Genomic DNA, 20,134 nt, shown 5'->3' with positions numbered 1-20,134 from the left:
GGTGACCAGTATTCCTGGCAGGCCGGCCTAGCGGTGTTCTTCGCGCTGTGGATCGTCACTGCGGGCATCTCGGATTTGAGCTACCGGTTGCGTCACAGCGAACGCTGGTGGACCGGCCTGAGAAAGCTGACCTTGAGTTATTGGGGCATGCAGCTGGCGCACGCCGGTATCGCGGTCACTACGATCGGTGTCTGCCTGAATACCGTGTACACCGAGCAGCGGGATGTCCGCATGGCGCCCGGCGAGTCAGTGCGCACAAGCCACTATGAATTTGTGCTTGAGAGTGTTGAGCGGGTCCGTGGGCCCAACTATCTGGCGGATGAAGCCCGTATCCGCGTTTCCAAAGACGGTGAGTACCTGTTTCAGATGACGCCCCAGAAGCGACGCTATCTGGCCGGCGGCAACCTGATGACAGAGGTGGCCCTGGACCCGGGACTGTTCCGGGACCTTTACGTCGCCATGGGTGAGCCGCTGGAGAATGGTGCCTGGGCCATGCGGGTGCACATCAAACCGTTCGTACGCTGGATCTGGCTCGGGGCGATTTTCATGGCCCTCGGTGGGGGGCTGGCTGTGGCCGATAAGCGCTACCGCCGGCTGGCCCAGAAGGAAGCCGATAGTCACGCGCCTACCCTGGGAGGCGAGGTCACCGAATGAATCGTCTGAAGCTGTTTATCCCGCTGATGATTTTTGCAGTACTCGCGGTGCTGTTCTGGCGTGGACTGAGCCTCGATCCAACCGAAATGCCGTCCAGCCGAATAGGCGATCCGATGCCCGCGTTCAATCTGCCCACGGTACGGGATGCCGATGCGCAGATTACCGAGCAGACCTTCAAGGGTGAGGTGAGTCTGGTCAATGTCTGGGCCACCTGGTGCGCCGCCTGTCGGATCGAGCACCCGTTTCTGGTGCGGTTGGCCGAGCAGGGAATGCCGATTTATGGCATCAACTATAAAGACGATGTAGAAGAGGCCAAGCGCTGGTTGGCGCAGTTACATGATCCTTATCGTCTGAGTGTGGTCGATCAGGACGGTCGTCTCGGGGTGGATCTGGGCGTGTTTGGGGCGCCTGAGACCTATGTGGTCGATAAGCAGGGCGTGATCCGTCATCGCCATGTTGGGATTATCGACCAGCGTGTGTGGGATGAGGAGCTTGGGCCCTTGGTGGAGCGGTTGAAAGCCGAGTAGGGCGGATAAGCGCGAAGCGCGTCATCCACCGTTGGAGACTGCCGTGGTTCGTGTATGTGGAATGTGGCGGCAGAGGATGCGTAGGGCGGATAAGCGAAGCGCATCCGCCGTAACCCAACCTCGAATCGAACTTCTTGGCGGTCTACTGTCTTCGCCTGATCTCATTGGCAGCGCTCCGCGCTGCGCAGACCGGACGGGACTCATGGGCGCCGTCCATGGCGCCCACCCTTCGGGCAGCGCTTTGCGCTGTGCCAATCGGCTATCCTGCCGATTGGTCGAACCCGGAGCGCGGGTTCTCGCCCATCACATTCCACGATACATACGAAAAAGGCCCACACTTTCGTGTGGGCCTTTTTCGTATGTATGGCGGACCGGACGGGACTCGAACCCGCGACCTCCGGCGTGACAGGCCGGCATTCTAACCAACTGAACTACCGGTCCAACGGTAGCGTGAACGGATGTGGTGGGTGGTACAGGAGTCGAACCTGTGACCTACGCCTTGTAAGGGCGCCGCTCTACCAACTGAGCTAACCACCCCCGTTCAGGAGCTGCGTATTCTAATGAAACGAGGGCTCAGGTCAATTCCTTTTTGGCATTTTTTTCAAAAAACTTTCTCTGGCGAATTTATTCGGGTTTCTCGCCACCTGAGAGAGGGGCTTGTTATACTCTTCGCTCTCGAATCAGCAGAGGGGGCGTTTGCCTTGAGGTCATTGGTGCGGACTTGGTGGTTTATGGGGTGGCTGTTGATGTTGCCCTGGTCGGCGGCGCAGGGCGCCGTGGATATCCGTGAATTTGACAGCGAGACGGACCGGCAACGGTACCAGAGCTTTATTGATGAGCTTCGCTGCCCCAAGTGTCAGAACCAGAATCTGGCGGGATCTGATTCTCCGATTGCCAAGGACCTGCGTGATCAGGTCTACCGGATGATCAAAGAAGGGCGCGCCGACAAGGAAATCACCGACTTCCTTGTCGAGCGCTACGGCGACTACGTACTCTACCGCCCCCCACTGAAAGCGGCCACGCTGGCGCTCTGGCTCGGGCCGGTAGTGGTGTTGTTGCTCGGTATCATCATCCTTATCTGGGTAGTGCGTCAGCGACGCAGCAGCGGGCTGGCCCCGACCGAGACGGCCAAAAACCTCACTGATGCCGAACGCTCCGAGCTGGACCGGCTGTTGAATTCTTCCGACGACGAGAATCCCGAACGATGATGACTCCTTTGTGGTGGGTCATGGCCCTGATGGTGGTCGTGGCTCTGGCGTTTTTTCTTTGGCCCATGCGACGCAAGGCGACCGGTTCACACCTTGAACAGGTGCGCCGGCGCTACCTGGAAACCAATGTGGCGCTGTTTCGCAAGTACCTGGCGGAGCTTGAGGCCGACCGGGATGCCGGGCGCATCAATCAGGAAACTTTCGAGCAACTGAAACTGGAGCAGGAGCGAGCCCTGCTGCAGGAGGAGCGCGAGCTGGCCAGCAGTAAGCCGGTTCGCGGGCGGGCGCTGCCCGGCGGTCGCGTGCTGGTGATTGTGGCGGCGGCATCCATGGTAGGCAGTCTGGTGTTTTATGAGTGGCGCGGTGCCAGCGAAGATGTGTTTCTGGCAGATCTTCAGGCGAATAAGGCTCGTCTTGATCGGGAAGAGCGGATGAGCGACCAGCGGGTCGATCCCAGCCGGACCTGGGAGCTGGTGGAGCACATTCAGGCCCGCCTGAAAAAAGAACCGGACTCCACTCAATATCTGTTCCTGCTGGCGCACTATTCCCGCGAACTGGGCCACTACGACCAGGCGGTGGACGCCTACGAGCGGATACTTGCGCTCGAACCCGGCTCCGCGCGTATTCGTGCCGAATTGGCGGAAACCCTGTTCATCCGGGACGACAATCGGATTGGTGAGCGCGCCCAGACCCTGATCGAAGAAGCGCTGGCCGCCGACCCCCAGGAGACCACGGCGCTGGGTCTGGCGGGTATCAATGCCTTTGGTCAGCGCAACTTTCAGGACGCGATTGATTACTGGCAGCGCGCACTGGAGGTAATGAATCCGCAATCCGGCAACGCCATGGCGTTTCAGAGAGGGATTGACCGGGCCCGTCAGGCGCTAGGGGAGTCCGGTGAACCCCAGACAGCCGACGCCTCGGAGGGCAAGGTCAGCGTCACGGTTGAAGTGTCGCTTAGCGAGCAGGTCCAGTACGACGGTGACGAAACAGTGTTCGTTTACGCCCGTGCCTGGGATGGATCACCCATGCCCCTTGCCATTCAAAGGGTAGCGGCGAGTCAATTGCCATTATCCATTACTTTGGATGAAACTATGGCCATGTCACCGGCGGCCTCACTGGCCACAGTGGAGCAGGTAGAACTGGTCGCACGGCTATCGCCCAGTGGGGACGCTGTTCCTCAGGCCGGCGACTGGGAGGGGCGTATGGGTCCGGTTGACCTGGAGAACCGCTCTGAGCCCCTGACCCTGGTCATTGACGAGCCCATCGCCGAATAGCACAAATCCGTGTAGAATCCTCGCTTTTGCTGAGCGCTCCGAAGCCCGAGTCTTTGGAGCGCTAAAATTCTAATGATTTCAATGGGCTAGGCGACGGCAATCCGGGCGCCGAACGTCGAAACAGAGTGATAGGGACCTATGCGCCTCAAGTGTATCAAGCTGGTCGGTTTTAAATCCTTCGTCGACGCGACCACGGTCAACTTTCCCAGCAACCTGTGCGCGGTCGTGGGCCCCAACGGCTGCGGCAAGTCCAACATCATTGACGCCGTCCGCTGGGTAATGGGGGAGTCCTCCGCCAAAAACCTGCGCGGCGAAGCCATGACCGACGTCATTTTCAACGGTTCCAACGCCCGCAAGCCGGTGGGTCAGGCGTCCATCGAGCTGGTGTTTGATAACTCGGACAAAACCGTGCAGGGCGAATACGCCGCGTTCAACGAAATTTCCATCAAGCGGAAGGTCACCCGCGAAGCCCAGAACTTCTACTACTTGAACGGCACCAAGTGCCGCCGTCGGGATATTACCGACATTTTCCTTGGCACCGGCCTCGGCCCGCGCAGCTACGCCATCATCGAGCAGGGCATGATCTCACGCCTGATTGAGGCCAAGCCCGAAGAGCTGCGGGTGTATATCGAGGAGGCGGCGGGGATCTCCAAGTACAAGGAGCGGCGCCGTGACACCGAAAACCGCATGCGCCGCACCCAGGAAAACCTGGAGCGCCTGACCGACATTCGCGATGAGCTGGAGCGTCAGCTCAGCCGCCTGCAGCGCCAGGCACAGGCCGCGGAGAAGTACACCGAATACAAGAAAGAAGAACGCCAGCTCAAAGCCCAGTTACAGGCCCTTAAGTACCGAAACCTGGACGATCAGGCCAAGGCAAAGCAGACCGGTATCCGCGACCTGGAGCTGCGCATGGAGTCTTTCGTCACCGATCAGGTGAACAAGGATACCCAGATCGAGAAGTGTCGCAGCCAGTACACCGAACTTCAGGATAAATTCAATGAAGTTCAGGGCCGGTACTATGCCATTGGCGCGGACATTGCCCGCATTGAACAGACCATCCAGCACGCCCAGGAGCGCAGCCGCCAACTACAGACCGACCTGGAGCAGACCGAGCGGGACAGCCGCGAAGCCGAAGACAGCCTGCAGTTTGACCGGGAGAAAGCCGAGGGCTGGGAAGCCGAGCTGATGGAAATAGAGCCGGAGCTGGAACTGGTTCGGGCCGCCGAGGAGTCCTCCGGGGACGCTTTGCAGGAGTCGGAAGAGGCCATGCAGCGCTGGCAGACCGAATGGGATACCTTCAACCAGCGTGCCGCCGAGCCCCGCCAGCGGGCGGAAGTTCAGCAGTCCCGGATTCAGCATCTGGAACAGGTTCAGCAGCGCCTGCTGCAACGGATCGAGAAGCTCAAGGAGGAGAAATCCAACCTTCAGTTGGGCTCCGACGATGAAGAAATCGAACAGCTGAACGAACAGTTGGCCGAACTGGACCTGGTGGTCGAGGAAAAACGCGGTCGCAGCGAAGCGTTGGGCGAGGAACTGGAAACCCGCCGGGAAGACAACAACCGCCTGGCGGACGAGCTGGATCAGGCGCGCAGCAAGCTACAGAGCCTGCGCGGCCGCCACGCCTCCCTGGAAGCCCTGCAACAGGCCGCCCTGGGTGAGAAGAGCGAGGCCGTCGCCGACTGGCTGGCCGAGCAGCAACTGACCGACCAGCCGCGTGTGGCGGAAACCCTGACCGTGTCCGACGGCTGGGACAAGGCGGTCGAGACTGCCCTGGGCAACAGTCTGCAGGCGGTCTGCGTGGACGGTTTTGATGCGGTAGCCAATACCCTCGGGGGACTCAGCCAGGGTGAACTGGTATTGATGGATACGGCCCGCCGGCCGGGCGCCGTCACCGGTGACAAGGCGGAGCGCCTGCTGGACAAGGTTCAGGCCGACTGGGATCTGAGTGAGTTGCTGCGCGGTGTCTACATCGCCGAAGACTTGCCCTCCGCCCTGGCGCTGCGCTCACAGCTGGAGGCCGGCGAGTCGGTGATTACCCGCGACGGCCTGTGGCTCGGTCCCCAGTGGCTGAAAGTGGCCCGGGACACCGACGCCAGCGACGGTGTGATTGCCCGCCGTCAGGAGCTTGAAGAGCTCGACGCCAGCATTGCGGAACTCGAGGAAACCGTTGCCCGTCTGGATGAGGCCCGCACCGAAGGCCGCGAGGCCGTGCAGAACCTCGAGCGCGAGCGGGAAAACCAGCGTCGGGAATCCGACGAGCAGAGCCGCCGCGCCGGTGAGTTGCGAGCCCAGTTGAGTGCCAAGCAGGCCCGTATCGAACAGATCAGCGTTCGCCGCGAGCGCACCGAAACCGAAATCCGGGAAGCCAGTGAACAACTGGACCAGGAGGGCGAACAGCTCGCCGAAGCCCGGATGATCCTCAGCGAAGCCATCGAATCCATGGAAATGGACACCGATGAGCGTGAGCGCCTGTTGCAGCAGCGGGATGAAATCCGCTCCGGTCTGGATCAGGCCCGGCAGAAGGCCCGGCACGATCGCGACAAGGCCCATGAAATGGCCATGCGCGCCCAGTCTCTGAAAACCCAGCTGGACAGCATTCGCTTGGGTATTACCCGCCTGCAGGAGCAGACCCAGCGGCTGCGCGAACGCAAAGAACAATTGCTGGAAGCACTCGGCGAAACGCGGGATCCCGCCGAGGAGCACCAGCTTGAGCTGGAAGCGAATCTGGACAAGCGCCTGGCGGTCGAAGGGGAGTTGAGCGAGGCTCGCCGCGCCCTTGAAGAGGTCGAACAGGAGCTGCGCACCGCCGAACAGGCCCGGCACAAGGCTGAGCAGGAAGTTCAGGCGGTGCGGGCCCATCTGGAACAGGAGCGCCTGGCCGCCCAGACCTTTGAAGTGCAGCGGGCCGGGCTCGCCCAGCAACTGAAAGAAGATGAGTTTGACCTGGACACCTTGTTGGCGGACCTGTCCGAGGACGCCGAAGTGAAGCCCCTGGAGCAGGAGCTGGAACAGGTGGCCGGCCGCATTGCGCGCTTGGGCGCCATCAACCTGGCCGCCATCGACGAGTACCAGACCGAGTCAGAGCGCAAACAGTACCTGGACGCTCAGGATGAAGACTTGCGCGAAGCGCTGGAAACTCTGGAAAACGCGATCCGCAAAATCGACCGCGAGACCCGGACACGGTTCAAGGAGACCTTTGACGAGGTCAACAAGTCCCTCCAGGAGCTGTTCCCTAAAGTGTTCGGCGGCGGACACGCCTATCTGGAACTTACCGGCGAAGATTTACTCGATACCGGTATTGCCATCATGGCGCGGCCACCGGGCAAGCGGAACAGTACCATTCACCTGCTCTCCGGTGGGGAGAAGGCGCTTACGGCCATTGCCCTGGTATTCTCGATTTTCCGCCTGAATCCGGCACCATTCTGTATGCTGGACGAAGTGGACGCGCCGCTGGATGACGCCAACGTGGGCCGCTATGCCCGCATGGTGGAAGAGATGTCCCAGCACGTGCAATTCATTTATATTACCCACAACAAGATTGCCATGGAGATGGCGCACCAGTTGATGGGTGTTACCATGCACGAACCGGGCGTATCCCGCCTGGTTACTGTGGATGTGGACGAAGCCGCGGAACTGGCAGCGGTATAATGCGCCTCGGGCGAGCAGACAACGGAGTAATTGACGGTTAACGCTATGGGTGACTGGCTGACGATACTGATTATCCTCCTGATCCTCGGGATTCTGCTCGATGGCTGGCGGCGTATGCACAATGCCCGCAAAGACTCCCTGAAGGTTTCGCCCTCGGTACGCCGCTCAGCGGGGTCGAGCAAGGCGGCCGCCGACGACTATAGCGCCGAGCTTCCCAATGGCGGTGCGCGCGTGGTGGCCTATCGGGAGACGCCGGAGGATGAGCGTCCTTTCCATCACGCCCCCGTGGATGAAGTCGATGACGATCGGGACCTTGATGGTCAGGATTTTGATGATAGAGCGTTTGACGATCGCGAAGCGCTGCAGGAAGAGGACGGTGAGCTGGCCGAGGACGACGAAACCAACCTCGATCAGCAACTGGCCGAACTGGACAGCGAAGCGGCCGAAGCCGAGACTCGGCCGCCCGCCACCTCCAAGCTGACCTCTGAACGCCAGCGCCCGGAAACCCACCGGGGCATTCCGGAGCAGGTCACGCTGAATCTGGACGAATCGGTGCCCATTTTGATGGAAACCACCGGCGAAGATACCTTTGAGGACGATCCGGAGCGGATCGAGCCCACCTTGGGTGGAAACGCCGACAGCAGCGTATCCAGCGCCAGGGCGGCCAAGCCGGAACCCTCGAGCCCCGCCCGCAGTGAGGCTAAAAAGCCCGAAGCGCCGGTGGCAAAATCGCCCAAACCCGCGCCCGCAAAACCCGAGCCCCGGAAAGCCGAAAAAGGGCCCTCTGACCGTCGCAAAGCCAAACCGGAGGAGCCGCCGAAGGCGCCACCGCAGCCCGATGAGGTGCTGATCGTGAACGTGATGGCGCCCACCGGTGAGCAATTCCGCGGGGACGCTCTGTTGGACTCGCTGGTGTCAGCGGGCCTGCGCTTTGGTGACATGAACATTTTCCATCGCTACGAAGGGGCCAAAGGTGGCGGCCCGATCCTGTTCAGCCTGGCCAATATGGTCAAGCCCGGCGTCTTTGATCTGGACACCATGGCGGACTTCACAACGCCCGGCGTCAGCCTGTTCATGACGCTACCGCTTGAAGAGCGGGTCGAGCTGGACAATGTGGAAGTGTTCGACGAAATGCTCGAAGCCGCCCGGGCCATTGCCCTGGAGCTGGGGGGCGAGCTCAAGGACGAAAACCGCAGCGTCATGACCCGGCAGACCCAGGAACACTGCCGCCAGCGCATCCACGAGTTCGAGCGCAAGCAGCTGTCCCGGATGCCGCACTAGGCGACCTGGGCACGAGCCCACGCTGAACCGTCTGACAATGAAGTAACCCGACTGCCAGGATAATTCCGTACATGGCCAAATCGACCTCTGCCATTCCGGCCGAGACCAGCGCCCGGGCGCAAACGCTCCGGGCCGAGATTCAGGAACACAACTACCGCTACTACGCGCTGGACGAGCCCCGGATTCCCGATGCGGCCTATGACCGGTTGATGCGCGAGTTGCAGGATCTGGAAGCCGAGTATCCCGAGTTGGTGACGCCGGACTCACCTACCCAGCGGGTTGGACAGACACCGCTGAGCGCCTTCGCCACGGTCACTCACGAACTGCCGATGCTCTCCCTCGATAACGCGTTCGGCGAGGACGACCTGATCGCCTTCGACCGGCGGGTCCGGGATCGGCTGCAGGACGACGCCACTATTGAATACGCCTGCGAGCCCAAGCTCGACGGCATTGCAGTGAGCCTGCTGTACCGCGATGGCCTCCTGGTGCGCGGCGCCACCCGGGGAGACGGCACCCAGGGCGAAGACATTACCCAGAATGTCCGCACCATCGACTCGATTCCCCTGAAACTGCGTGGCTCCGGGTACCCACGGGTGCTCGAGGTGCGCGGTGAAATTTACATGCCCAAAGCCGGCTTCGAAGCCTTGAACGAAAAGGCCCGGGAAAAGGGCGATAAATTGTTCGTCAATCCACGCAATGCGGCCGCTGGTAGCCTGCGGCAGTTGGACGCGCGCATTACCGCGACGCGCCCCCTGGAGATGTGTGCCTACAGCGTGGGTTATGTCGAAGATGGCGAGGTACCCGCCAAGCACTCGGAAACACTCGAGGCGTTCCGTGACTGGGGCCTCAAGATCAACCGTGAAATGCGGGTAGTGCAGGGCGCAGATGCCTGTATTGAGTACTACCAGCAATTGGGCGAACGGCGGGCGCAGCTGGATTACGACATCGACGGTATCGTGTTCAAGGTCAACCGCCGGGACCTGCAGGACGAGCTGGGCTTTGTGGCCCGCGCGCCGCGCTGGGCGATCGCCTATAAATTTCCCGCTCAGGAAGAAATGACCCAACTGCTCGACGTCGAGTTTCAGGTCGGGCGCACTGGCGCGGTCACTCCGGTGGCGCGGCTGGAACCGGTGTTCGTCGGCGGCGTCACCGTTTCCAACGCCACCCTGCACAACCGTGACGAAATCGAGCGACTGGGCGTCAAAATCGGTGATACCGTCATCGTGCGCCGCGCCGGGGATGTGATTCCGCAGATCGTCTCGGTGGTCACCGACCGCCGCCCCGACGATGCGCGTGAGATTGAATTTCCCGACCACTGCCCGGTGTGTGGCTCGCCGGTCGAACGCGTACCCGGCGAGGCCGTAGCCCGCTGCGACGGCGGCCTGATCTGTGCCGCCCAGCGTAAAGAGGCCATCAAGCACTTTGTCTCCCGCAAAGCACTGGACGTGGATGGTCTTGGCGACAAGCTGGTGGATCAGCTGGTGGAAAAAGGCCTGGTTAACGCGGTGGCCGATCTTTACCACCTGACCCGTGAAGACCTGACTGGGCTGGAACGCATGGGCGAGAAGTCCGCGGACAACCTGCTCAAGGCCCTGGACAACAGCAAACAGACCACCCTGGCCAAGTTCATCTACGCCCTGGGTATCCGTGAAGTGGGGGAGGCCACCGCCCGCAATCTGGCCCAGTACTACGGCAGTCTGGATGCCCTGGCCCAAGCGGATGAAGAGCATCTGCAACAAGTGGACGATATCGGCCCTGTAGTAGGCCACTTCGTCGCCGAGTTCTTTGCCCAGCCCCACAACCGCGAGGCGGTAAAGGCTCTGCGCGACGCCGGCATTTCCTGGACGGAACAGGCGCCCATTGACCGTGGGTCCTTACCCCTGGCGGGGCTGACCTACGTCCTGACCGGATCGCTGGAATCCCTGACACGGGATGAGGCCAAGGAACGTCTGCAGGCCCTGGGTGCCAAAGTGGCGGGCAGTGTGTCGAAGAAAACCGATTACCTTGTCGCCGGCCCCGGGGCCGGCTCCAAGCTGAAAAAAGCCGAGGAGTTGGACGTGGATATAATGGACGAGGCCGGCCTGCTTGAGTTGTTGAACCAGTGGGAGCAGAACTGATGCGAGCGCTGAGTCTGATGCTGTTGGCACTGACCACACTGGTTGGTTGCGCCTCCGCTCCGCCCAAGAGCAGCGACAACATCTGCGACGTCTTTGACGAAAAGCGAGGTTGGTACAAAGACGCCCGGCGCGCCGAGCGCCGTTGGGGCTCGGACATCCCGACGTTGATGGCCATGATGTACCAGGAATCAACCTTTCGCCCCAAGGCCAAGCCGCCGCGCACGAAAATCCTGTGGGTGATCCCGGGTCCGAGAAAGAGCAGCGCGTTTGGCTACGCGCAAGTGAAAGACGAAACCTGGAAAGAATATCAGCGCATGAGCGGTAATCACTGGGCCAGCCGCAGCTATTTTGCAGACGCGATTGATTTTGTCGGCTGGTACAATGCCCAGAGTAAAAAGCGGGTTGGCATCGACAAAAACGACGCCCGAAATCTGTACCTGGCGTACCACGAAGGTCACGGCGGCTTTAAACGGCGAACCTTTGATCAGAAAGCGTGGCTGGTGGGTGTTGCCGGTAAAGTGGAACAGCGGGCTCGGCGCTATCGCGAGCAATTGAAGTCTTGCGAAAGGCGTTTCAAAGGCCCTTGGTGGTGGCCGTTGCGGTAACTGATGTCGGATTACGCGCTGTGCGCTAATCCGACCTACGGAACTGCGAGTAGGTCGGGTTAGCGAAGCGTAACCCGACAAAAACATTGGTCAGGCAGTCGTGAAAAGGAGCGGCTATGGATCAAGAATCGATTGTGTATGGTTGCATCAAGGACATGGCGTATCTTCCCTCGGAAGGGCAACGCCTGCTGGTCAATCGCGACGCGATGTTGACGTTGCCGCACGCGGACGATTGGCCGTTTTTGTCCCAGGAGATGTTTTCGATTCCGCAGGTGGAGGTTCGTCCAGGACACTACCAGACGGAGGTGATGCATTTCGGCGCATCCTATAAAGCCGTTGAGTATGAGTGGGATCAGTGGATCGCACAGTTTGAGGATTTACTGAGCAAGATGTATTGGGTCTCGGCCACGGTACACCTGGAAACGGAGTTGTGCGGCACGCATACATTCACCTGGGAGTCTACGGCAAGCTACCACAAGCCGGGCTCAGGAGATATGCAGGTACGCTGCGAGTGGTCGCACGAGGGTGCTCTGGCGGTTTGAAGGCGACGATACGATAACTTTCGGTTTAACCCGAGAGCCCGGCGGCTACGGGGTATAGCCATTGGAGACCCGCCGTGAACCCATCCATGGGGGCTTCTCGTCGACATCCATGTCTCCGAGAGTCTCCAATGGCTATACCCCGCATCCGCCTCAGCACTGACGTAAGCGAGTTGGGTGCGGCACCGGGATCGCTACGACCGCACGGAGGCGGATGCAAGGTAAGGGGTTTCGGAACCGTCGCTTCAGGGAGAAGCGATGGAGCCCCATGGGCCGCTCTTTGGCATCCATGCCATCGCGGCATTCGTGCATCCATGCACGTCACGGGTTTATGCGTTTCCGAAACCCCTTACCTTGTAGCCGCCGGACCTTCCGGCTAGCACGTAAGGTTTGTGTCGGATTACGCTTCGCTAATCCGACCTACGGGGTCATCCCGTGAGTAGGTCGGGTTAGCGAAGCGTAACCCGACAAGCCCGGCTATTTTGCATTCGTACTTGTTACGCTAAGAATGTTTGGCGTTGGCCACAATCAAAAATCGATCAGAGGTAATCAATGACCAACGATACTCATCCCGAATTTCGGTTTCGTCGGCTGCGGCGGACGGGCGCGCTGCGCGACATGGTTCGGGAAACCCGGCTTGAGGTCAGTGACCTGATATTGCCGTTGTTTGTCGAAGAAGGCATTGATCAACCCGTCGAAATAGGCAGCATGCCCGGCGTGGTTCGCTACCCAGAAGCCCAGCTCGCCGACAAAGTCACCAGCGCCTGGAAAAAAGGCATTCGGGCGGTACTGCTGTTTGGCGTGTCCCGGCATAAAGACGCCGAAGGCTGCGACACATGGAACCGCGAAGGCCTGATGGCGCGGATGATCCGCACCGTCAAAGCCGCCCAGCCCGAGATGTGCGTCATCAGCGACAACTGCTTCTGCGAATATACCGATCACGGTCACTGTGGCGTCGTCCATGGGGACGATGTCGATAACGATGCGACTTTGAAGAACCTGCAGAAGCAGGTCGTGGTGGCGGCCAAGGCCGGGGTCGACATGATTGCCCCCTCCGGGATGCAGGACGGCATGATCGCCGCCATCCGTGCCGCACTGGATGCCTCCGGTTATGGCCATATTCCGGTGATGTCCTACTCCACCAAATTTGCGTCCGCCTTCTATGGTCCTTTCCGGGACGCTGTGGACAGCAATTTCAAAGGCACCCGGGCCAGCTACCAGATGGACCCCGCCAATCGTCGGGAAGCGCTGGCGGAATCCCTGCAGGATGAGGATGAAGGGGCGGACATTCTGATGGTCAAGCCGGGTATCGCCTATCTGGACGTGCTGGCGGACATTCGAGCGCATTCCGCTCGGCCGCTGGCGGTGTATCAGGTCAGTGGCGAGTACGCCATGATCAAGGCCGGCGCCGAGGCCGGAGTGATTGACGAACGGGCGGTTGCCATGGAAAGTCTGTTGGCGTTCAAGCGCGCTGGGGCCGACTTGATCATTACCTATTTTGCCGAAACCGTAGCCGACTGGCTGAACGAATCCTGAGGTAGTCATGAAAGCGATTTTTGCCCTGATGGGCGCCAGTGTCCTGATGATTGTTGTCGGCGTGTTGCTGATTCTGAATCAGCCTGAATCCGAACCAGAGGAGCCGGCCCGGGATATCGCGGTCATTCCCGCGCCCGCCGAGCGTGATTCTGAAATCCCCCAAATCGAGGTGAATGCCGAACCCGGCAGTGAGGCCTGGTGCGAGCAGATGATGAACGTCCCCAATGCCGACTGGTCGCGGGAGGATTCCCAGACCTTTGCCGACCAGTGTATTTACGATTAACTGCTGAATGTTCTTCACCGACGAACGTCCCCATTTCTTCAATCCGCTGACGGGAAAGTACCGTGAAGTGGTCGCGGAATGCCTGCGTCTGTTGTACCAACGGCTATACACCGATCTGCGGGATTATGGCGCAGGCCTGAATCGGGAAGGGCTGCTGGATATTTTCAAGGAAGCGATAGCCCGCACTCCGGTTCTGGACAGTCGCGACGAGCCCGGTGACAGCGAGGGGCGCTTCAAAACCCAACGGGAACTGGCCGGTTTTATTGTCAATCGACTGCTCGAAGCCGGCTGGCTGGAGCGTCGGGTAGATGATGCCAACCTGCAGAGCAGCTACGGCTTTTCCCGCATGGGACGGCTGTTTACTCAGCCCTTTGCAGCCAACCAGCACAATGACTTTCGCACCCGGCACCGTAACACCCGCAATACCCGCAACAGTCTCCAGGCCTTTCTGGATCGCGGCGAAGTCCACGACCTGCTGGATGCCTACGAATACTCCGAGCGGATCATCAGCGACTTCACCGATGTGATTGCAGAGCTGGAGGAACGTAAGCGGCAGTTGGTCCGCGATGTTGAAGCCCGGCAGTTGGTGCAACAGGCCAGCGATGAATTTTTCGACTTTATGGAAAAAGTCTTCAAACCCGATCTGGAAGTCCGGCTGTCCGCCGATAGCGTAGAGAAATACCGGGACCAGGTGGCCCGGATCATCAGCCGCATTCGGCGCAAACGCAAATACGGAGAAGGCGACCCCGAAACGGCCGAGAAAGACTGGCGCGCGGTGATGGAGTTGCGCCTGCGAGCACTCTTGCCGCAACGGGTGGTGCCGGGTAGCTCGCTACTGGAAACCCTGCTTCAAACCATCGAGACGCGACTGAAAAATGCCTGCGATGTGATGTTGCCGGCCCTGCGCAAGGCCCTGAATACGTTTACCCAGCGGGCCGATATCATCATCCGCCAGCTAAGCTATATTCATGCCCAGAGCGGTGACGGCGCCCTGGAGCTGTGTCAGTTGTTGGCGGCGCAACCTCGCGAGCGACAGGACGAACTGTTGCAGCGTCACGGCGAGGACTGGTCCGCACTGCACTTGCGCTATATCGACCCAGGCCAACTGGTGCTGCGTGAGCGACGCGCCCGGGCCCCCATTCGCAGTGACCTGGACGATGATCAGCCCCTGGACCGGGACGCGCAACGACAGCTGTATATTCAGCAAGCCCTTGAACAGGCGTTTTCGCTGCAGGGCAAGGATGTGCGCGCCTACGTACAACAGGCGCTGGACGAACAGGGGCAGGTCAGCAGCCGGTCGCTGACCGCCGTGAGTCTCCCCGAATTGTTGAGTCTGGCGCGGGCCACCGAGGTGGGGGCGGCGGCCAACCTGTCCTCCGAGTTCGGTTTTCGGGTGCGTCAGGATGAGGCCTGGTTGGCGGAAAGCCCGCGCATTACCGAGGGTGATTTCTTCACCCACCGCGACGAATACATTATTGAACTGACCGAGGATGCCAATGAGCCCTCTGACCGATAGCCTAGAACGGGCCCTGGAGTCACACAACCTGACCCTCAAGGAGTGGCGGGAGTTGATTCAGCGACTGCTGGACTATGGCGTATTGTGCCGGGACGACAGTCAGGTGGAAGCCGAGCTGTACGATCGCTTTGAGCGCATTGAAGCCCTGGTGGATGACTACCTCAGCCTGATGGGGGTTCGTCTGCAACACGATACGCGCTTTCAGTTTGTCCGCCTGATCCCGCCCGGTGCGAGAGTGCCCGGCATTGAAGATGAAAGTGACGAGCCGTTTAACGGCGGTTTTCGCACCCGCCTGAATCAGGCGGAAATCGCCCTCGTGCTGATTTTACGCGCCGAGTATGACAAGGCGGTGCGCGAGGGTGTGATTGACGAACAGGGCTGCGCGACCCTGTCACTGGAAGCGGTGGCGCTGGCCAGCAAGAACCTCCTGCAGCGCAGCCTGCCCGAAGCCCTGGCGGAGCGCCGTCAGCTGTTCCGCCGGCTGCGTCAGTTGCGGCTGATTCATTACGCCCAGGAGGCGGATCTGGAGCAGACCGATAGTTGGATCAAGGTGCGGCCGTTGATTGTAAACCTGGTGAACAACGAGTGGCTGGATAATTTGCGGCATGACATTGAAGCCGAAGCGCCGACCGCGGAGGTGTCCGGCGAGGCCGAACCGGAAGGCGCATCGATATTTTCCGGGGAGCGGTGATGGCGGCCGAGATGGGTTACGGCGGATGCGCTGCGCTTATCCGCCCTACGCAAACCACGGCAGTCCGCGTAGGGCGGATAAGGCCAAAGGCCGCATCCGCCGTAACCCAAACTTGCCGTAACCCCAGCCACATGACCGAACAAGAACCAAGACGCACTTGGTGAGACCTGATTTATGTATCTGAAGAAGTTCATCTACATCCACTGGGGCAACATCCCCAATACCGAATGTGAATTCGGCCCGATCAATCTCTTCTCCGGAGGGAATGGTTCGGGTAAAACCACTGCGGCGGATGCCATTCAGACCATCATGACCGCCGCCCACGACAACCTGTTCCATTTCAACCCCGGACAGGACGAAGCCAGCCAGCGCGGGCGGGGTGGCAAACAGGTGCGCACGCTCGCCTCCTATGTGCTCGGCTGCGACGACGGTGCCTACGCGCGGCCCGAAGGTTGTGATGGCTACCTCGGCGCGGTGTTTTACCCGACCCCGGGAGAGACCAGTGAGCCGTTCACCGCACTGATCGGAATGCGTGCCCACCTGGAAGGCTCCGGCCAGCAACGGGTCGCGCGTCTGGACGAGCTGCAATTCATGTTATTGCCGGGTGTTCAGCTCGGCTTATCCGATTTACTGAAGAGCGATACCGGTGGCCGCTATGTGCTGCCCCTGGATCGGGCGTATGGCCTGTTGCGGAAACAGTTCGACCCTGAGTCCGTCGAGAAGTATGACAAGAAAAAAGCCTATCTGGGCCGATTGTATGGTCTGATCCGGGACCGACAGGATGCCGTGTCCGAACGGGAGGCGATGAACGCCGCCCGGGCCTTTTCGCGCTTTATGGCCTACAAACCGATCAAAGGCATTGACGAGTTTGTGGCCAACGAAGTGCTGGAACCGCGCGATCTGGGCGAAGCCATTCGTTCCGTGTCGGCAATGCTCAAGCGCATTCACGGCATGGAAGCCGATGCCCGACAACTGCGCGAAGCCATTGAGCGGCTCAACCAGGGCCGACTCACGGCCGGTCACTTTGTCGATCAATGGCTCGATTGGCAATTGCTCCATTACGGCCTGGCCCGGCGCCGTTACAACGACTGCCAGAACCGCTACCTGACCGAAAAGCGTAAGCAACAAACGCAGCGCGAGGCGGTGGAAGCGAACCGGCAGGCCATTGAGTTGAGCGAGCAGCGCCGGGATGACCTGCAGCAGCAGTTGTTGGATCTCAACACCCGACGCCTGGGCATTCCCGGGTTGCGGGAAAAAGACCAGTTGGCTCAGGAACGCAAAGCGGAGGAGCAACGGCTGCACGCGACGGTGCCGAAGCTGTTGGAACAACTGCAGAAAGTCGATCGCAATCGCGAGAGTGCCAAGGTATTGCACGACGGCTTGCGCCGCACCTCTTTGTCTTTGGTGTTGCCGGAGTTGGCCGATAAAACTCGCAATGCCCGCCTCAAAGCGATTGCCGAGGATGACACTCGGCTGGACGCCCATGAGCTGCTCAACCGGGACTGGATTGACATCAGCCCGTTGGAATCCCGTCTGGATCAGGCTCTGACGCAACAACAGCAACACCGCCAGTTGTGGTCGGACTGGTTTGAGAGTGAAGAGGGCACCGCCAATCTGCGGGATCGCCTGGCGCGCGAGTGTGACAAGCGCCAGCAGGCCTGCGATCAGGTACAGGCGCGAACCGAGCGTTTGGGGCGGGAAATGGGCGCATTGGAAGCCCGGGAAGTGAGCTATCCGCCCTACGTGCAGCAGGCATTGGCGGAACTGCACAAGCAGCTTCCCGAAGCCGATGCCCGGGTGCTGTGCGATCAGGTGGAGGTGACCGAGCCGGAGTGGCAGTCCGCCATCGAAGGCTATCTGGGCGGCGCCCGTTTTGGTTTGATTGTGGACCCGGATTATGAGGCCGAGGCCATTCGATTGGTTCGCTCCCTCAGTGGCGTCGGTCAGAAGGCCCGGGTGATTCAGGGCCACAAGGCCCGGCGGGATAATGAAAAGCTGGGTGCCTTGCCCCAGGGCAGTGTGGTGGAAGTGATGCAGTTCAACCACGACACCGCCGAGCAATACCTGAAGGCGAGCTACGGCTCAGTGCAGCGGGTACCGGATGCGGATACGCTGCGCAATACCCGTCGCGGGGTCACACGGGACTGCCTGGGCTCGGGGAATTACTCTCTGTTCCGCTGCGATATCGCCGACAGCGATCTGGTGTTCGGCCAGAGCGCCCGTGAGCGCGCCCTGGCGGCCCGCCGACGGGAGCAGGAAGCGTTGACCCGTGAATGGCAGGCGAGCCGGGATCTTGCCGTCGAGGCGCAACAACTGCTGGCCGCCGTGGACGGACTGCGTGTCCCCGAGCATGGCGACTGCCTGCAGACCATGCTCAGCGCCCAGCGGCGCCTGCAGTCGTTGGAGCAGCAGGCGGAGCAGCTCGACCTGAGCGCCGGTGAGGCTCTGGAAGAGGAGCTCCAGGCGTTAAAGGGCCGGGTGGATGAACAGGCCGCTCAGGCACGGGCGCTGAATGAGGAGCGGGCCAACCTGCTGGCGGAATTGAAGAATATCGACAGTCGCTGCCAGACTCTGGATCGGGATCAGGACCAGACTCTGGCGGTGGTGGAGCAGTGCGAACAGAGCCTGGAAGGCCTGGATGCGCTCGCGCCGGGGTTCGATGCCGAGGCGCGGTTGGCCGAGGTCGACGAGGACCTGCGCGAGGCCCGCTATTATGAGGCCCGTCTCGCGGACGTGCAGGGCGAGCTGAAAAGTGCCCTGCACAAACTGCAGCAGTGCGTGTTGCAACACAATCAGCAGTGCCGCCCGGCGGACGCTTTCGCGCTGGAACTGGACTTCAGTGACGAGTTCGGACGGGAGAATTTTGCCCGCATCTGCCAGTTACGCCGCCAGTTCGACAGCCTGTACAACCGGGACAAGAACCACATCCTGGCTCAGCGGCACAGCGAACTGCAATCCCTGCGGGACAGCTTCAACAACGCCTTTGTCACCAACCTCTGTCACTCGATCTACCAGGCGATCAACGATGGCAAGCGGGTACTGGAGGACCTTAACCGGGAGCTGGAGCACCACCGTTTCGGCGCGGACCGGGAGCGATTCCGGTTTGATTGGCAGTGGGTGCCGGAATTCAAAGAGTACTGGCAGTTTTTCAAGGCGATCATCGATAATCCCAGTCTCGGCGACGGTGCCACCCTGTTCGATATCGAGCTTGAACCAAAGCACCAGAAGGTGCGCGAGCGGCTGATGACCATGCTGCTGGATGAGGACGAGCAGAAGGCGCTGCGGGATCTGGAGCGTATCGCGGATTTCCGGAATTACCGCCGCTACGAAATCTACAAGGAGCCGGAAGGCAAGCAGCCCATCGCTCTGAGCCAGTATGGCACCGGTTCTGGTGGCCAGTTGGAGACGCCTGCGTATATTATCCGCAGTGCGGCCATTACCTCGGCGTTCCGCTTTGGCGAGGGCAACAGCCATTTGCGAATGGTATTGGTGGATGAGGCCTTCTCCAAGATGGATGAACACCGCTCACGGGAGGTGATTCACTACCTGACCGAGAGCCTGGGCTTACAGTTATTGTTCATCATGCCCAGCAGTAAATCCGGTCCGTTCCTGGAGTTGATCTCCAACCAGTTTGTGTTCAGCAAGTGCGCCACCCGCGAGCGGGTAGGGGAGTTGCAGACCCGGGTGGTGTTGGATCGACAGGAATGCGACCGGGAGCGGATTCAGGAATTGATGGCGAACCACCGCCAGACGATTCGCCAGCAGGCGGAGTTGGATTTTCTGGAAGAAGTCGAATGATATCAAACGATACTCTACAATCCCGGTTCAACCAACTGCGTACCAACAAAGCCTTCGAGCTGTTTGTGGTGGGCATCATCATCTTCTCGGCTCTGGTCATCGGGGCCAAGACCTATGATATCCCGCCGCTGATCTCCAACGCGATTGTCATTACCGACTGGTTCATCACCATCTTCTTTCTCGTGGAAATCACCATCCGTTTCCTCGGGGAACCGCGCAAACGCGACTTTTTCAAATCCGGCTGGAACATCTTTGACACCACCATCGTGGTCGTCAGCCTGATCCCCATTGAAGACAGCGAACTGGCCCTGGTGGGCCGCCTGGTGCGGGTGTTCCGGGTGCTGCGTATGGTGTCCATCATCCCGGAGCTGCGCACGTTGCTCATCTCCCTGCTCAAAGCCCTGCCACAGCTCGGTTATGTGGCGCTTATGATGTTCATCATCTTCTATATCTACGC

15 protein-coding genes and 2 tRNA genes are annotated in these 20,134 nt (G+C 60.3%); 15 read left to right on the top strand and 2 right to left on the bottom strand.

Annotated features, from left to right (window positions below; all coding sequences use genetic code 11):
* A partial coding sequence (locus tag B3520_RS06290) for a cytochrome c-type biogenesis CcmF C-terminal domain-containing protein (RefSeq protein ID WP_286875675.1) occupies positions 1-654 on the top strand: 654 nt, incomplete at its 5' end.
* Complete coding sequence (locus B3520_RS06285; protein ID WP_286875673.1) at positions 651-1,181, top strand: DsbE family thiol:disulfide interchange protein; 531 nt, start codon at positions 651-653, stop codon at positions 1,179-1,181. The genes B3520_RS06290 and B3520_RS06285, both read left to right, overlap by 4 nt.
* A 364-nt stretch (positions 1,182-1,545) precedes the next feature.
* Here B3520_RS06285 and B3520_RS06280 read toward each other — a convergent pair.
* Both B3520_RS06280 and B3520_RS06275 read right to left on the bottom strand, forming a co-directional pair.
* Positions 1,546-1,622 (bottom strand) — tRNA-Asp (locus B3520_RS06280).
* A 20-nt stretch (positions 1,623-1,642) separates the two neighbouring features.
* Positions 1,643-1,718 (bottom strand) — tRNA-Val (locus B3520_RS06275).
* Positions 1,719-1,912: 194 nt separating this feature from the next.
* On the opposite strand from B3520_RS06275, the gene B3520_RS06270 reads away from it, so the two are divergent.
* The 13 genes from B3520_RS06270 to B3520_RS06210 form a co-directional block, all read left to right on the top strand.
* A complete protein-coding gene (locus tag B3520_RS06270) occupies positions 1,913-2,389 on the top strand; it encodes a cytochrome c-type biogenesis protein (protein WP_286804592.1) in 477 nt (158 codons plus the stop codon).
* Positions 2,386-3,663: a c-type cytochrome biogenesis protein CcmI gene (ccmI, locus tag B3520_RS06265; protein WP_123637349.1), complete on the top strand. Its 1,278-nt coding sequence runs from the start codon at positions 2,386-2,388 to the stop codon at positions 3,661-3,663. Before B3520_RS06270 ends, ccmI begins: the two co-directional genes overlap by 4 nt.
* 138 nt (positions 3,664-3,801) lie before the next feature.
* Positions 3,802-7,311, top strand: a complete 3,510-nt coding sequence (smc, locus tag B3520_RS06260) for a chromosome segregation protein SMC (protein ID WP_286875671.1) — start codon at positions 3,802-3,804, stop codon at positions 7,309-7,311.
* A gap of 45 nt (positions 7,312-7,356) precedes the next feature.
* Positions 7,357-8,592 (top strand): cell division protein ZipA, encoded by a 1,236-nt coding sequence (zipA, locus tag B3520_RS06255; protein ID WP_286804595.1) that lies wholly within the window; start codon positions 7,357-7,359, stop codon positions 8,590-8,592.
* A 71-nt stretch (positions 8,593-8,663) separates the two neighbouring features.
* The gene (gene ligA, locus B3520_RS06250; RefSeq protein WP_123637351.1) at positions 8,664-10,709 is read left to right on the top strand and encodes an NAD-dependent DNA ligase LigA; all 2,046 of its coding nucleotides are present in this window, start codon (positions 8,664-8,666) and stop codon (positions 10,707-10,709) included.
* Positions 10,709-11,314, top strand: coding sequence for a transglycosylase SLT domain-containing protein (locus tag B3520_RS06245; protein ID WP_286804596.1), 606 nt, complete (start codon positions 10,709-10,711; stop codon positions 11,312-11,314). The genes ligA and B3520_RS06245 overlap by 1 nt, the downstream gene beginning before the upstream one ends.
* A gap of 116 nt (positions 11,315-11,430) precedes the next feature.
* Positions 11,431-11,856 (top strand): hypothetical protein, encoded by a 426-nt coding sequence (locus B3520_RS06240; RefSeq protein ID WP_024460151.1) that lies wholly within the window; start codon positions 11,431-11,433, stop codon positions 11,854-11,856.
* A gap of 549 nt (positions 11,857-12,405) precedes the next feature.
* Positions 12,406-13,389 carry a porphobilinogen synthase gene (hemB, locus tag B3520_RS06235; RefSeq protein WP_286875669.1) on the top strand — a complete coding sequence of 328 codons (984 nt, stop codon included), beginning with the start codon at positions 12,406-12,408 and terminating at the stop codon, positions 13,387-13,389.
* 7 nt (positions 13,390-13,396) lie between these two features.
* The gene (locus tag B3520_RS06230; protein ID WP_123637353.1) at positions 13,397-13,672 is read left to right on the top strand and encodes a DUF3012 domain-containing protein; all 276 of its coding nucleotides are present in this window, start codon (positions 13,397-13,399) and stop codon (positions 13,670-13,672) included.
* Positions 13,673-13,679: 7 nt separating this feature from the next.
* Positions 13,680-15,188 carry a Wadjet anti-phage system protein JetA family protein gene (locus B3520_RS06225; RefSeq protein ID WP_123637354.1) on the top strand — a complete coding sequence of 503 codons (1,509 nt, stop codon included), beginning with the start codon at positions 13,680-13,682 and terminating at the stop codon, positions 15,186-15,188.
* Positions 15,169-15,879 carry a DUF4194 domain-containing protein gene (locus tag B3520_RS06220; RefSeq protein ID WP_286875667.1) on the top strand — a complete coding sequence of 237 codons (711 nt, stop codon included), beginning with the start codon at positions 15,169-15,171 and terminating at the stop codon, positions 15,877-15,879. The genes B3520_RS06225 and B3520_RS06220 overlap by 20 nt, the downstream gene beginning before the upstream one ends.
* 174 nt (positions 15,880-16,053) lie before the next feature.
* Positions 16,054-19,677, top strand: coding sequence for an ATP-binding protein (locus B3520_RS06215; RefSeq protein WP_286804503.1), 3,624 nt, complete (start codon positions 16,054-16,056; stop codon positions 19,675-19,677).
* A partial coding sequence (locus tag B3520_RS06210) for an ion transporter (RefSeq protein ID WP_414673878.1) occupies positions 19,674-20,134 on the top strand: 461 nt, incomplete at its 3' end. The genes B3520_RS06215 and B3520_RS06210, both read left to right, overlap by 4 nt.

It is taken from the genome of Marinimicrobium sp. UBA4509 (assembly GCF_002388575.1).
GTDB classification, from domain to species: Bacteria; Pseudomonadota; Gammaproteobacteria; order Pseudomonadales; family Cellvibrionaceae; genus Marinimicrobium; species Marinimicrobium koreense.
Note: the sequence above shows the minus strand (reverse complement) of the source record. Positions and strands in the feature narration are given on the sequence as shown.

Coding starts and splice junctions, on each gene's coding strand:
- B3520_RS06285 (WP_286875673.1), top strand. CDS start 651: ATGAATCGTCTGAAGCTGTTTATCCCGCTGATGATTTTTGCAGTACTC.
- B3520_RS06270 (WP_286804592.1), top strand. CDS start 1,913: ATGGGGTGGCTGTTGATGTTGCCCTGGTCGGCGGCGCAGGGCGCCGTG.
- ccmI (WP_123637349.1), top strand. CDS start 2,386: ATGATGACTCCTTTGTGGTGGGTCATGGCCCTGATGGTGGTCGTGGCT.
- smc (WP_286875671.1), top strand. CDS start 3,802: ATGCGCCTCAAGTGTATCAAGCTGGTCGGTTTTAAATCCTTCGTCGAC.
- zipA (WP_286804595.1), top strand. CDS start 7,357: ATGGGTGACTGGCTGACGATACTGATTATCCTCCTGATCCTCGGGATT.
- ligA (WP_123637351.1), top strand. CDS start 8,664: ATGGCCAAATCGACCTCTGCCATTCCGGCCGAGACCAGCGCCCGGGCG.
- B3520_RS06245 (WP_286804596.1), top strand. CDS start 10,709: ATGCGAGCGCTGAGTCTGATGCTGTTGGCACTGACCACACTGGTTGGT.
- B3520_RS06240 (WP_024460151.1), top strand. CDS start 11,431: ATGGATCAAGAATCGATTGTGTATGGTTGCATCAAGGACATGGCGTAT.
- hemB (WP_286875669.1), top strand. CDS start 12,406: ATGACCAACGATACTCATCCCGAATTTCGGTTTCGTCGGCTGCGGCGG.
- B3520_RS06230 (WP_123637353.1), top strand. CDS start 13,397: ATGAAAGCGATTTTTGCCCTGATGGGCGCCAGTGTCCTGATGATTGTT.
- B3520_RS06225 (WP_123637354.1), top strand. CDS start 13,680: ATGTTCTTCACCGACGAACGTCCCCATTTCTTCAATCCGCTGACGGGA.
- B3520_RS06220 (WP_286875667.1), top strand. CDS start 15,169: ATGAGCCCTCTGACCGATAGCCTAGAACGGGCCCTGGAGTCACACAAC.
- B3520_RS06215 (WP_286804503.1), top strand. CDS start 16,054: ATGTATCTGAAGAAGTTCATCTACATCCACTGGGGCAACATCCCCAAT.